General features: G+C 58.4%; 13 protein-coding genes. 11 read left to right on the top strand and 2 right to left on the bottom strand.

Annotated features, from left to right (window positions below; translation table 11 throughout):
• The first annotated feature begins 150 nt into the window (after positions 1-150).
• The 5 genes from fhuB to QC815_RS00440 all read left to right on the top strand — a co-directional run bounded on the left by fhuB (position 151) and on the right by QC815_RS00440 (position 5412).
• Complete coding sequence (gene fhuB / locus QC815_RS00460) at positions 151-2151, top strand: Fe(3+)-hydroxamate ABC transporter permease FhuB (protein ID WP_230446173.1); 2001 nt, start codon at positions 151-153, stop codon at positions 2149-2151.
• A 5-nt stretch (positions 2152-2156) separates the two neighbouring features.
• Positions 2157-2936, top strand: a complete 780-nt coding sequence (fhuF, locus tag QC815_RS00455) for a siderophore-iron reductase FhuF (protein WP_230446174.1) — start codon at positions 2157-2159, stop codon at positions 2934-2936.
• Positions 2937-2962: 26 nt separating this feature from the next.
• Positions 2963-4621 (top strand): multidrug ABC transporter permease/ATP-binding protein, encoded by a 1659-nt coding sequence (locus QC815_RS00450; protein WP_230446175.1) that lies wholly within the window; start codon positions 2963-2965, stop codon positions 4619-4621.
• 168 nt (positions 4622-4789) lie between these two features.
• Entirely contained in the window at positions 4790-5020 is a 231-nt protein-coding gene (locus tag QC815_RS00445; RefSeq protein ID WP_230446176.1) for a CopG family transcriptional regulator, read from the top strand.
• Positions 5020-5412 (top strand): type II toxin-antitoxin system VapC family toxin, encoded by a 393-nt coding sequence (locus QC815_RS00440; protein ID WP_230446177.1) that lies wholly within the window; start codon positions 5020-5022, stop codon positions 5410-5412. Before QC815_RS00445 ends, QC815_RS00440 begins: the two co-directional genes overlap by 1 nt.
• Positions 5413-5434: 22 nt before the next feature.
• On the opposite strand, the gene QC815_RS00435 is transcribed toward QC815_RS00440, so the two are convergent.
• Entirely contained in the window at positions 5435-5710 is a 276-nt protein-coding gene (locus QC815_RS00435; protein WP_309766362.1) for a HigA family addiction module antitoxin, read from the bottom strand.
• Positions 5711-5724: 14 nt separating this feature from the next.
• On the bottom strand, positions 5725-6003 hold the full coding sequence (locus tag QC815_RS00430; RefSeq protein ID WP_230446179.1) for a type II toxin-antitoxin system RelE/ParE family toxin: 279 nt from the start codon (positions 6001-6003) through the stop codon (positions 5725-5727).
• Positions 6004-6199: 196 nt separating this feature from the next.
• Here QC815_RS00430 and QC815_RS00425 point away from each other — a divergent pair, with 196 nt between their 5' ends.
• From QC815_RS00425 to QC815_RS00400, 6 genes are all read left to right on the top strand, one after another.
• The gene (locus QC815_RS00425; RefSeq protein ID WP_309766360.1) at positions 6200-6754 is read left to right on the top strand and encodes a sigma-70 family RNA polymerase sigma factor; all 555 of its coding nucleotides are present in this window, start codon (positions 6200-6202) and stop codon (positions 6752-6754) included.
• Positions 6755-7774: a FecR domain-containing protein gene (locus QC815_RS00420; RefSeq protein ID WP_309766358.1), complete on the top strand. Its 1020-nt coding sequence runs from the start codon at positions 6755-6757 to the stop codon at positions 7772-7774.
• Positions 7775-7876: 102 nt separating this feature from the next.
• On the top strand, positions 7877-10303 hold the full coding sequence (locus tag QC815_RS00415) for a TonB-dependent siderophore receptor (protein ID WP_230446182.1): 2427 nt from the start codon (positions 7877-7879) through the stop codon (positions 10301-10303).
• 85 nt (positions 10304-10388) lie between these two features.
• Positions 10389-11306 carry an ABC transporter substrate-binding protein gene (locus QC815_RS00410; RefSeq protein ID WP_309766356.1) on the top strand — a complete coding sequence of 306 codons (918 nt, stop codon included), beginning with the start codon at positions 10389-10391 and terminating at the stop codon, positions 11304-11306.
• Between the two features lie 132 nt (positions 11307-11438).
• Positions 11439-11963 (top strand): sigma-70 family RNA polymerase sigma factor, encoded by a 525-nt coding sequence (locus QC815_RS00405; RefSeq protein WP_230446184.1) that lies wholly within the window; start codon positions 11439-11441, stop codon positions 11961-11963.
• A gap of 13 nt (positions 11964-11976) precedes the next feature.
• Positions 11977-12981, top strand: coding sequence for a FecR domain-containing protein (locus QC815_RS00400; protein WP_309766353.1), 1005 nt, complete (start codon positions 11977-11979; stop codon positions 12979-12981).
• Positions 12982-12991: the final 10 nt, after the last annotated feature.

Here is a 12991-nt window from a genome sequence, read left to right as displayed (position 1 = left end):
GTCAATTGTAGTGCTAATTATTATCATTTAGAATCGTTATCCGTTATTCCATCATCAACTTCTAAAAAACGGTAGGGCGAAGACAATGATTCTGCTGCCTGTTAAGTCCCGGACGACGAACGGCATGGCCAGTCTGCAAGGATGCCTCTCATGCTAGGCGCCGCTCACGTTACTCAACGGATGGGGGGGATGTCGCCCTTGAAAGCCTGCCTGTTGCTCAGCCTGCCTATGGTGGTGCTGTTTTGGGTGGGCCTAGAGGATCAAGGCGGTGTCGCCCTGGGTCTCCAGGCATTGGTGGCTCCCTCTTTCGAGAAGGTCGACGAGCTGCTGCTCTACTACGCTTGGTGGCCGCGCCTCTCGATCGCACTGCTCGCCGGGGGCGGCTTGGGGCTGGCAGGCGTGCTTATGCAGCAGGTGCTGCGCAACCCCTTGGCGTCGCCCACCACGCTGGGGGTGGCGTCGGGCGCTAACCTGGCGCTGATGACCGCCACCTTGCTGGCGCCGGGCCTGCTGGTGGCTGGCCGCGAATGGGTTGCCTTGTTGGGCGGCGCGCTGGCAGTGGGGCTGGTTTTCCTGCTCTCCTGGCGGCGCGGGCTGGCGCCGATCGTGGTGGTGCTAGCGGGCCTGGTGGTCAATCTGTATCTGGGGGCGCTCTCTACCGCGCTGCTGCTGTTCAACCATGAAGCGCTCTCGGGGCTATTGATCTGGGGGGCAGGATCGCTGGCGCAAAACGGCTGGGACGGCGTTGCCACTCTCTGGCCACGGCTGGCGATTAGCTGCGTGGCCGCCTGGTTTCTGCTGCGTCCTCTGGCAGTGCTGGAGCTTGACGATGCCAGCGCTAAAAGCCTGGGGGTATCGCTTGCCTATCTGCGCTTTGCAGGCATGGGGCTGGCCGTATTTATTACCGGCAGTATTGTCAGCGTGGTGGGCATCATCGGTTTTATTGGTTTGGCCGCGCCCAACATTGTGCGTATGGCCGGGGCGCGCCGCTTAGGCCCACGGCTGTTATGGTCGACCCTGTTGGGAGCGGTACTGCTGGCGACGACGGACCTGCTGCTGCAGCAGTTCGGCGGCATGGTGGCGGCCTTTATTCCCACCGGGGCGATTACCGGAGCCTTGGGGGCACCGCTGTTAATGTGGCTGATTCCGCGCTTGAAACTCCAGGGCGATCAGCCGCCGAAAGGGGCGGGTGTTTTCGCCCACCGTCACCCGGCGCCTTCCCGCTTGGCCACCGCTTTAATCCTCGCGCTTCTGGGGGCTACGCTGCTTGGGCTGCTGGTTGGACAGGGAGTTGATGGCTGGTATTTGCTGTCGCCTGATAACTGGAACGTCATGCAGTGGCGCGTGCCCCGGGTGGTGGCGGCGGCGGCCAGCGGGTTGATGCTCGCGGTAGCGGGTACCATTCTTCAGCGTCTTTCCGCCAACCCCATGGCCAGCCCCGAAGTGCTGGGCATCAGCGGTGGCTGTGCCATTGCGCTAATTCTGGGCATCTTCCTGCTGCCTGCGCCCACCAATATGATGCTGATTGGCGTGGGCACCCTGGGGGCTTTTGCGACGTTGCTGGTGCTGGTGGGTATCAACCGCAAGAGCGGCTATCTCCCCGAGCGTTTGCTGCTCACAGGGGTGGCGGTCAGTGCGTTGTTTGACGCCGTTCGCAGTGTGATGCTGGCGGGTGGTGACCCGCGGGGCCAGCAAGTGATTGCCTGGCTGGCGGGGTCTACCTATTACGTGGATATCACCAATGCGGTGATCGTCGGCGTAATCGCTGCCGCGCTGGCGCTGGTGACGCTGCCGTTGACCCGCTGGCTGGATATCCTGCCTTTGGGGGCACCCACCGCTCGGGCATTGGGTGTCAACCTCAACCGCGCCCGTTTGGCGCTGCTGGTATTGGTGGCGCTGCTCACCGCCTGCGCCACTCTGGTAGTGGGGCCACTTTCATTTATTGGTCTGCTGGCGCCGCATATGGCTCGCTTGGTCGGCTTCTCCCGGGCAGGGCAGCATCTGCTGGGGGCTGCGCTGATCGGCATGCTATTGATGGTGCTGGCGGATTGGGTAGGTCGTCAGATTATCTTCCCCTATGAGATACCCGCCGGCCTTGTCGCTTCACTGATTGGCGGCGCTTACTTTATGTGGGGGCTGCGGCGGCTATGAATAACATGGCGATCAAACCGGGTGAGCTTTTGGCAGTGGCGGATCCTGCGGAGGCGCTGTTGGCGCTTTACCGCCAGCCACCGCTGGATAACATGAAGGCCCCGGCGTTTGGTCCGCCTGATGAGCCGACGCTGGCGGCCTCTGCGTTGCTGGATCGAAACTTCTTGAGTGAGCAACTGGCGCGCTATGGCTGCAGCCATGGTGACAATGCTGACCGCAAAGCCGTTGCGTCGATCTGGTCGAAATTTCATTTCAGCAGTGTCTCGATCCCGACGCTGGTGGCCAATCTGTTATTGGGTTACGACTTACCGTTGGGTGGGAATGAGTTGCGACTGGCGTTTGGCGATAAGGGCCAGGCCACGCGTATCTGGCTGCCCCACGGGGGCGTGCCATTGGCGTCCAAAGCGCCCCAGGCGCGATTCAGTCGCCTATTCGATGACCACTGTGCACCGCTTATCGAGACGCTGGCTGTGGTCTCCGGGCTTTCTGAAAAGGTGTTCTGGAGCAACCTTGGTCACTATGTGGAGTTTGTGGGGAAGACCTGCGAGCGGCACCCTGATTTCAGCGGAGCCGGTGAGCCGCTGTTGGATTATCTCGACACCAAGACGCTTCCCGGTGGGCGGCGCAACCCGCTCTACCAGCCGGTGCGTTATCTGGAACTGGGCGGTGAGACACCGTCCAGGGTGCGGCGGCTGTGCTGCATCAAATATCGGCTACCCGGCGAGCCCCTGTGCGGCGGCTGCCCGCTGAAACCTGAAAACAAGCCGGCCAAGCGTCGGCGCTAACCCTGAATCGCCAAGGAGCCCTATTCGTGGAGTTGTTGAGGATTGTCTGGCGTGATTACCGCTGGCCATTTGTGGCCGTGGTGGTGCTCAGTCTGGTCAGCGCTGGTCTTGGCATCGGGGTCATTGCCTATATCAATGAACGGATGCTGGGCACCTTCGCTGATCCCTGGCGCATCCTGCCGGAGTTTCTGGCGCTGGTGGCGTTATTGCTGGCGATCACCCTGGCCTCACAATTAGCCTTGACCACCCTGGGTCACCACTTCGTCTATCGGCTGCGGGGGCAGCTGATCAAGCGCCTTCTGGATACCGATATCGAGCGTATCGAGCAGATTGGCAGTGCGCGCTTGCTGGCCAGCTTATCCAGTGACGTGCGTTATATTACTGTGGCCTTTGTACGCCTGCCGGAGTTGGTGCAGGGCGGGGTGCTGACGGCGGGCGTGACCCTTTACCTGGCCTGGCTCGCCCCTGCCATGCTGGCCGTGACGGCGCTATGGGTGATCTTGACGATTCTGGTGGGCATGCGCCTGGTAGCGAAGGTCTATCGGCACATGGCCAAGCTGCGTGATGCTGAAGACCGCCTCTATGAGGACTACCAGTCGGTGATCGAGGGGCGCAAAGAACTGGCGCTCAATCGTGACCGTGCCGAGTGGCTGTACCGTGACGTATACACCCCCAACGCCAAAGCGTATCGCCACCATATCATTCGCGGCGATACCTACCATCTCAGCGCGGTGAACTGGTTCAATATCATGATGCTGGGCGCTATCGGTGTGGTGTTCTTCCTGGCCAATGGCCTCGGCTGGTCGTCGGCGCAGGTGGCCACCACCTTCTCGCTTACGCTGCTGTTTTTGCGCGCGCCGCTGATTCAGGCCATTGGCGCCTTTCCGCCGCTGATCAATGCCCGGGTGGCGTTCGAAAAAATCAGCGCCCTCGATCTGGCCGAACACCATGAACCGTTCGAGCATTCTACCCATCGTCATGAGTGGCAAACGCTGGCGCTGGATCAGGTCACCTATCGATATCCCGCAGAAGAAGCGCGGCCGGGTTTTGCCATTGGCCCTATTGACCTGACGTTACAACGCGGCGAGGTGCTATTTCTGATCGGCGGTAACGGCAGCGGCAAGTCGACCCTGGCAAGGCTTCTGACCGGGCTCTACCAACCCCAGAGCGGCTGTATAAGGGTCGATGGCAGGCCGCTTCAGGAGGAAGACTGGACAACCTATCGCCAGCACATCTCGGCTATCTACACCGATCTGCACCTGTTTGATCGCTTGATTGGCCCGGCGGGTGAATCACCCGACCCAGCGCTGATGGAAGAGTGGCTGGCAGCCCTTGGCATGCACAGCAAGCTCGATTTTGACGGCGACCGGGTCACCAACGCCAACCTCTCCCAGGGCCAGCGAAAGCGCCTGGCAATGCTGCTGGCAGTGGCCGAGCAGCGCGATCTACTACTGCTTGACGAGTGGGCCGCCGACCAGGACCCGCAGTTCCGGCGAGTCTTTTACCGCGAGCTATTGCCGCAGCTAAGGGCGCTGGGCAAGACGCTGGTGGTCATCAGCCACGACGACCACTACTTCGACCAGGCCGACCGCCTGCTGGAAATGCGCGGTGGGCAGCTAGTTGAACTCACCGGCGAGCAGCGTGAAGCCGCCAGCCGCGATGCGGTGGCAAGGGTGAATGGGTAGTCATTGATGTGAGTCGCTTAGCTAAGCCGCGCCCTGGTGATGGCGAAGTATCTAGTTTTCCAGTTAGAGGATAAAGATCCCAGATGCCAGCACGTGGTGCCGCCAGCCTTGACGCTTTTATTACCGGGACATATATTTCAACATATACTTGCTGACAAGGGGTGTGTCATGGGCCAGGTGACGATTTATATCGATGATGATACCGAGAAGAAGATGGCGGCGGCGGCCAAGGCGATGAATATCTCCAAGAGCAAATGGATTACTAATCTGATCAAAGAAGAGGTTGCCAATGAATGGCCACAGGCGGTGGTCGAACTGGCGGGGGCTTGGGATGCGTTTCCGTCGCTGGAGGAGATTCGGGCAGAAACCGGCACCGATCATCAGCGAGAACCACTCTGATGTATGTGCTTGACACCAATACGCTCATCTACTTTTTCAAAGGCATGGGCAATGTCGCCGATAACCTCTTGTCAAAAAAGCCCGGTGATATCGGCATACCTGCGATTGTGTTGTACGAGCTGGAGCTTGGTATTGCAAAATCGGTTGCTCCCAAAAAGAGAGCGATGCAGCTCGACAAACTGATCGACACTGTACAGGTTCTTGGGTTTTCCACCCCCGAAGCCAAAGCCTCAGCGCAAATTCGCGCGACCCTGGAAAAGCAGGGAACCCCCATCGGCCCCTACGATACGCTGATAGCCGGTACCGCGCTTGCCAACCAAGGTACATTGGTTACCCACAATACTGGGGAATTTAAACGCATTAAGAAACTGGCGGTTGAAGATTGGTACTAGCTGGGTGCACGGTACCGTTCGGCTAAGCCGCGCCCTGGCTATGGCGAAGCTGAAAGAGGTCATAATTGGCCTGCATGGATAGCCAGAACTCGGCGCTTCCGGCATGCAATTTTTCCAGAGCCAATGCCATTTCAGGTGTGACGGAGGCGCTGCCATTAATTACCCGGTTCAGGGTGTTGCGGTGGCAGCCGAGCTGTTCAGCGACCGATGCCACGCTGCCAATCTTGTGGCCGTCTTCATCCTCAATCAGACGTTGCCGGATAATGCGACCCGGATGTGAGGGGTTATACATCGCCATGGTTTGTTCTCCCATCAGTGATAATCATCATCGTCCAGCAGGTAAACATTACCGTCTCGGAACTCGAAGAACAGCCGCCAGTTACCTGACACCTTGATGGCATACTGGCCGTCCAGTTTTCCAGTTAGAGGGTGAAGGCCCCAGTTGCCAGCCGCTATATCGTCTAGACTCGTGGCTGCGTCCAGTACGGTCAGACGATCACGGAGACGGTCGACATGATCGGCACGAACGCACTTGGTGCTGCCTTTTTCAAAAAGCAGTTTTAGTCCCTTATGCTTGATGCTTTTAATCATCCATCGTACCGGCTTATGCCTAACTGGGTTTTATTTACTGTAGTGTGTCGCGCGACAGTGTGCAATGCTGGGCTAAGTGCGTTTATCTTCACTTCCGCTGACCTGCCATAGGCTCTGAAGTGAATGTGGACATTGACACTGCCTCTAAATTGAAAAAGAATAAGAATCATTTTCGAATCAGTGGGGCACTATTTATATGGCGGCGGCACCCCGATCAGCCGAGCCTGCGGCTTACCATACCGGCTGTCGAGACTCCCTCGGTCAGCTGTATCACCACCATCAGTCTTGGTTGCAGCAGCTGCTCAGCCAGCAGTTGGGATGCAGTGAATCGGCGGCGGATCTGGCGCAGGACGCGTTTGTGCGCTTGATGAAAACACCCCGCCATCTGGATAGTTTCGACGGTGCCAGAGCCTATCTCAGCCGTATGGCTAAAGGTCTATGCGTGGATCATTGGCGCCGCCAGGATATCGAGCGTGCCTGGCAGCAAGCTTTGGCGGCCAGCGCCGAGGCGCATTTGCCCTCTGCCGAACACCAGCAAATTGTCATCGAAACACTGTGCGAAATAGACCGCATGCTGGCGCGGCTACCCGAGAAAGTCGCCAGCGCCTTTCTTGCCTCCCAACTGCACGGCAAACCCTATCGCCAGATTGCTGAAGAGCTGGGCGTTTCCGAACGTATGGTTAAGAAGTACATGGCTCAAGCCATGCTGCAATGCGCACTGATCGAAGCCGGTTTCGAGGCCAGCCTTTAAATGACCTCGGCCGCTCGCCCCGATGACGCCGCCAAGCGCCGCGCCTTGGCCGAGGCCGCCGAGTGGTTTGCGGAGTGGCAAGCGGGGGAGATGTCGGCAACTGAGCGTCAACGCTGGCAGGCTTGGCATGATGCCAGCGATACACACCGCTGGGCCTGGCAACAGGTGGAGGGCATCAGCCGTCGTTTTACCGCCAACCTGGATGAAGCCGAGCGCCACGCTGCCGACCGGGTTATCAGCTCGGCGCGGCATCGGCGGCGGGGGCGGTGGCACCTGCTGAGTGGGCTCTCTAGCCTGGCAGTTGTGGCTGTGCTGGTAGGGCTCTCCTGGCAGTGGACACCCTTGCCGCAATGGGTGGCCTACTGGGGCGCCGACTACCGCTCCGCCACCGGCAAAATCTCCCGCATCGAACTGGAGGATGGCACCCAGGTTTGGCTAAGCAGCGCCTCGGCATTGGACGTCGACTACGACCAGGAGCGGCGCCAGCTGCAACTGGTGGCGGGTGAAGTGCTGATTAAGACCGGCAAAGACCCCGAACGCCCCTTTTACCTGGATACCCGAAGCGCCCGGCTGACCCCCTTGGGCACTCGCTTCAGCGTGCGCCAACGCCAGGCCGACGAACTGCTGGCGGTGTTCGAAGGCGCGGTGGCTATTCAGACCCTTGGCGATGCCGACCATGCTGGCCAACGCCAGGTAGTCGACGCCGGGCAGCAGGCCAGCTACGCCGCTAACGGCATTGGCGAACTCAACCCCGCCGACGGCAGCCGGGCCGCCTGGGCCAAGGGTGTGTTGTTGGCCGAAAATATGTCGTTAAAAACCTTTGCCGCAGAGCTGAGCCAGCATCACCATGGCCGATTAGAGGTCGACCCGGCGGTGGCGGATCTCACCCTGCTTGGCGCTTTCCCGCTTGACGATCTGGAGCGTACCCTGAACATGGTCGAGACCACGTTGCCGGTGAAGGTGCGCAAAGTCATGCCCTGGTGGATCAAGATCGAGGCGGCTGGGGCAGCCTCTGAATAAAGGCGAGCCAAGAATAAAAAAACGCTTTTCCGGTTCCCCTTTTTCGCGCTGGTTCGATTCCCCTATATAAGCAGCCAAAAATCATCTGCAAGGGGAATCGAAATGCCGCAACAACGCACCGCGTTACATCCATCGCCTACCGCCACCCGTCCGTTTCCACGGCGTCGCCGCGCCCTCGCGCTGGCGGTACACCTCGCCGCCGCCGGTTTGTTAGCCACGCCGCTGCTGTCGCTGCCCGCCATGGCGCAAACCACCCAGCAGCAAACTCGCCAGTACGATATCCCTGCGGGCCCGGTCAGCACGGTGCTCAACCGCTTCGCTGCTGAATCAGGTGTTTTTATCAGCGGCGCTGGCGAGTTGGGGCAAGGGCGGCAAAGTCCTGGGCTGCAGGGCCAGTACAGCGTTGGTGAAGGGCTGGAACGGCTGCTGAGTGGCACCAGTCTTAGGGCCGTAAGGCAGGGGGATGGTACTTATCGGTTGGAAGAGCGGCCTAATGAGGTGGCGCTGTCGGTCGTGGAAGTGTCCGCCGAACAATATAGGGGAGCTGTGACAGAAGGAAATGATTCTTATACATCCAGCAAAGTAACTCTAGGCAAGCAAGGGCTGTCACTCAAAGAAATGCCCCAATCTGTCAGTGTCATCACCCGAGAGCGCATGAATGACCAGAACATGACGACGCTGGATGACGTCCTGACACGCACCACAGGCATCACCAAACGAGACTTCGGCCCCACGGCATCGGTCTACCTCTCGCGCGGCTACGAAATTGACACCATGCTGCTCGACGGCACCCCCATCGACAGCGCAATCGGCGTAACCGACACCATGTTCGATACTGCGGTACTGGACCGTGTGGAAGTCTTACGAGGGCCAGCCGGGCTCATTCAGGGCTCAGGCGAGCCCAGTGGTACCGTCAATCTGGCGCGCAAACGCGCCCAGGAAGAGTTCGGCTTTCAGACGGCGCTATCGTATGGCTCTCACGACGCCTATCGCGGCGAAGTCGATGTCACCGGAGCGCTGGATGAATCTGGCAGACTTCGTGGTCGCTTTGTCGGCGTACATGATGATCGGAACCATTTCATCGACCATGTCTATACCGAAAACACCACAGGGTATGGCACGTTAGAATACGACATCACTCCGAGCACCACCATATCTGTCGGTCTCATGGATCAATCAGGCGAATCCAGGCCCAATTATGGCCTCCCGCAGCTCGCCAATGGGCAGTTGCTGGACATTGATCGGTCCACCTATCACGGCTCGCTTTGGGACGTGAAGGATGAAAGCATCGAGCGCTATTTCGCCGAACTGGAGCATGAGCTTGATAACGGCGGCAATTTTCGTATTATCGCCAACCATATTGACCGAGAGACCGATACACAGCAAAGCACCGCTGGCAACAGTATCCCTACCTCAAACACGGATGATATCGACATCTGGCAATGGCGCATCGCCAACCCCCGTCAAGATAGGTTCGTCGATGCCACGCTTTCAACACCCTTCGAGCTAGCGGGTCAAACACACAACTGGATGGTCGGCGCAAGCCATAGGATCACTGAGGAAGAGACCTTGTTCGGTTCCGGCGACCCTCAGTTCATTCAACGCAACTTGGCCAATCCCAATCCTGACACGCCGAAACCCACTTTCGATGTCAACCAGACTCGGGATCTTGAGACACAGGAAACCAGTCTCTATAGCCAGCTCAGGCTATCGGTTCTTGCTGACACCACTTTCATTGCAGGCGGCCAAGTAAGCTGGTGGGAATCAGAGGACCAACTGGATTCAACTAACAACTTCGAAATCGATAGTGAGTTCACTCCTTATGTCGGCTTGATTTATGATATCAATGATCAGGTCTCGACTTATGCTAGCTACACCGAAATTTTCCAGCCGCAAAGCTCGCAGGAGGTGAACGGCGACTTCCTAGACCCCCGAACTGGTCAGCAGGTTGAGCTAGGGCTGAAGGGGGAGCACATGAACGGAGCCTTTAACTGGCATGCCTCGACCTTCAAGATCACCGACAAAAACCGCGGCATTACTGATCTGGACAATCCAGGCTTCTCAATTGCCGAGGGTGAAGCGGAAAGTGAAGGCTTCGAGCTTGAGGTCACCGGCCGCCTGACGCCTCGCTGGGATATTTCAGCAGGCTATGCCTATACCCAGACAGAACTAGTCAACGACCCAGAACAGGAAGGTAGACCGCTTTCCACCGACACGCCGGAGCATGACCTTAAACTATGGACCCGCTATCGATTCTCCGATAACCCCGATCAAGGTTGGAGAGTGGGCGCTGGCCTCAACTATTCAAGTGAGGTCTTCGCCGAAGCCGGGGATACGCGTTGGGAGCAAGGCGGATACACAACAATATCCGGCCTGATTGGATATCGACTCAATCGTAATCTGGACTTCGCCCTGACCGGAGAAAATCTGACGGACGAGAAGTATTTTGAAACTGTCCGAGCTAGAACTCGAAACAACTATTATGGTGAGCCTCGTAACTTCATGCTAACAATGCGCTATCAATACTAAGCGCCAAGACCGGTGCAGATGCCCTATCTGTGCCGGTTTCCGTCTCTGGGCTTCTCCCGCCCCACACCACTACACAGACTTTGATATGCTTGACGGACGATCAATATCCCTTCGGAATACCATTTCGTGGTTTGCCCTGGTCATCGCCACCATTTTGACCTCCTTCCCCGTATGGAGTCAGCAGGTCAGGGAAGCTGGAACCGTCGCAACCCTCGACTTCGCCATCGCCGAAACACTCTTCGCGTTCCAAGACCTGCCGGTCGCTATGGGCAGCGTCAGCAACTACCAAAGCTGGACAGAAGATTACTCGCTACCACCCAACCTCGTGGACATTGGCTCCAACCCGCAGCCCAATAAAGAACTACTGTCCACGCTCAACCTCGACACTATTTTGATCCCGCTACAGTATGCGTACCTTAAGGATGACCTTTCAGGCATCGCCCCGGTGGCACTGCTTTCACCCTATAACACATCCCCCTTATCAGGCTGGGAAAAAATGCTCGCCTTTACCGAAGAAGTCGGGACACATACGGAAAGGAAGCGAGATGTGAACCAGTTGATTGTTGACGCGGATGACTACATGAACCGTCTCCGTGATACTGCTACAACGCTTCCGCAGCCACTATTGCTAGTGCAGTTCCTCGATACAAGACATGTCAGGATCTACGGACACAACAGCCTGCCTGGCATCGTTCTCGAGCAACTCGGCCTGCGCAACGCCTGGGAAGGGCCCACCAGCCGCTGGGGAATCTCCACCATCGGGATTGGTGAGCTATTCAACATGGAGGCTCATTTCGTTGTAGTGGATACCTCCCACCTGCCGAGCAGACACTCGATTCAGAAGAATGTCATGGCCAGCGAGCTATGGGGCCAACTGCCTAGCGTTCGGGCGGGCAACACCACCCTGCTTGATGCCGACTTCTGGGTTTTTGGGGCCATTCCCTCCACTCTCCGCTTCGCAAGCTCTCTTGTCGAGGCACTGGAAACGCCCGCAGAACCCTGATATCAACTGTTACTAAGATAATTCGATATCACCCATAGATTTGTAATGATAAGTATTATCACTTATTGTTTGCGTCTGGTTTTTTCCCCTTTTTTCGGGGCAATGGGCACAGGCAATCAATGGCAACGGGCGATGGTATCGATAAAGCAGCAGGGTAGGCGCGAGGCTCCTTTCGACGCGCTCTATCATAATCATCACAGTTGGCTGAGGCGCTGGTTGAGCGCCAAGCTGGGCTGTTCCCATACCGCTGCGGATCTTACTCACGATACCTACCTACGCATACTGGCGCGGGGCACCACACCCGAGCCGGAACAGTCGCGGCGTTTTCTAACTCAGATCGCTAAGGGGTTAGTGATCGATCACTATCGCCGTCAGCGGATCGAAACCGCCTACCTTGAAGCCCTGAGCCTGCTCCCCGAGACCATGGCGCCTTCGCCAGAGGAGCAAGCACTTACTATCGAAGCGCTGGTCGAGATCGATGCGCTGCTGCATGGGTTGCCCAATAAACCTCGCCGGGCTTTTTTGATGTGCCGCCTGGATGGCCGGAGCTACCAGGAAATCGCTGATGCCTTGGAGGTGTCGGTTTCATCGGTGGAGAAGTACATCGCCAAGGCGTTGCTGGTGTGCCATCAGGCCATGCATGAATCTCAACCCTAAGCGAGCCGATGCCATGAGCCGACCATCCGCCAATGCCTCCCAAGAGACGCCTTCTCAAGAAACCATCTCCCCTGCTGTTCTGGAGCAGGCCAGCTTGTGGATGGCACGGCTATGGAGCGACGACGCCACCGACGCCCAGCGCAAGGCTTGCCTGCAATGGCGGCAAGCCGCGCCGGAGCACGAACGTGCCTGGCAGCAGCTTCAGGCGGTCGACGGTCAACTGGGAACGTTGCCGCGCCATGCGGCGCGCAGTGAGTTATTCGAGGCCTCCTCACAGGTCTCCAGGCGTCATCTGCTGCAGTGGGGCGGCGTTGCGCTGCTCGCAGGTGGCCTGGGATTTGGGCTCCCGCGCACGCCTCAATGGCAGCGTCAGTTCGCCGACTATGCGACCGGCATTGGCGAGATGCGAGAGGTGACGTTGAGCGATGGCACTCAACTGCGCCTGGATACCGATACCGCCATCGACGTCAGCTTCGATGGCCACCAACGGCGACTCCATCTTCTGCGTGGCGGGGTGCTGATTACCACCTCTAAAACCCCGGATGCCCGCACGTTCAGCGTGATGACGCGAGAAGGGCTTTCTTATCCGTTGGGCACCCGCTTTAGCGTGCAGCAGCATAGCGATAGCACCCAAGTGGCGGTTTTCGAGGGGCAGGTGGCCCTGGAACGGCGGGGAGGCGCCAAGCGGACGACGTTGGATGCCGGCCAGCAAGCCGCTATGAGCGCCGAGCGGGTGACCTCGCCCGAACCGCTAGACGCGACCGAACTGGCACGCTTTGATGGGCGACTGGTGGCGGAGAGCATGCGAGTGATTGAGGTGCTCGATACCTTGAAGCGCTATCGCCATGGGGTGTTGCGCTGCGCACCGGAGGTAGCTGACCGGCGGGTGAGCGGTGTGTTCTCCCTCGAAGATACCGACCGCGCCCTGGCAAGCCTTGCCGATGCGCTGTCGCTGGAACTGGTTTACCGCACGCCGCTATGGGTGACTCTTAAGCCGCGCAGCGGTGGACAGAAATAAAGTGGGAAAA

The sequence above is a fragment of the Vreelandella gomseomensis genome (genome assembly GCF_031451645.1).
Lineage (GTDB): Bacteria > Pseudomonadota > Gammaproteobacteria > Pseudomonadales > Halomonadaceae > Vreelandella > Vreelandella gomseomensis.
This window is presented reverse-complemented; position numbering and strand designations above follow the sequence as displayed.

Coding starts and splice junctions, on each gene's coding strand:
- QC815_RS00415 (WP_230446182.1), top strand. CDS start 7,877: ATGCCGCAACAACGCACCGCGTTACATCCATCGCCTACCGCCACCCGT.
- QC815_RS00430 (WP_230446179.1), bottom strand. CDS start 6,003: ATGATTAAAAGCATCAAGCATAAGGGACTAAAACTGCTTTTTGAAAAA.
- QC815_RS00420 (WP_309766358.1), top strand. CDS start 6,755: ATGACCTCGGCCGCTCGCCCCGATGACGCCGCCAAGCGCCGCGCCTTG.
- QC815_RS00405 (WP_230446184.1), top strand. CDS start 11,439: ATGGTATCGATAAAGCAGCAGGGTAGGCGCGAGGCTCCTTTCGACGCG.
- fhuF (WP_230446174.1), top strand. CDS start 2,157: ATGGCGATCAAACCGGGTGAGCTTTTGGCAGTGGCGGATCCTGCGGAG.
- QC815_RS00445 (WP_230446176.1), top strand. CDS start 4,790: ATGGGCCAGGTGACGATTTATATCGATGATGATACCGAGAAGAAGATG.
- QC815_RS00440 (WP_230446177.1), top strand. CDS start 5,020: ATGTATGTGCTTGACACCAATACGCTCATCTACTTTTTCAAAGGCATG.
- QC815_RS00410 (WP_309766356.1), top strand. CDS start 10,389: ATGCTTGACGGACGATCAATATCCCTTCGGAATACCATTTCGTGGTTT.
- QC815_RS00435 (WP_309766362.1), bottom strand. CDS start 5,710: ATGGCGATGTATAACCCCTCACATCCGGGTCGCATTATCCGGCAACGT.
- QC815_RS00425 (WP_309766360.1), top strand. CDS start 6,200: ATGGCGGCGGCACCCCGATCAGCCGAGCCTGCGGCTTACCATACCGGC.
- fhuB (WP_230446173.1), top strand. CDS start 151: ATGCTAGGCGCCGCTCACGTTACTCAACGGATGGGGGGGATGTCGCCC.
- QC815_RS00400 (WP_309766353.1), top strand. CDS start 11,977: ATGAGCCGACCATCCGCCAATGCCTCCCAAGAGACGCCTTCTCAAGAA.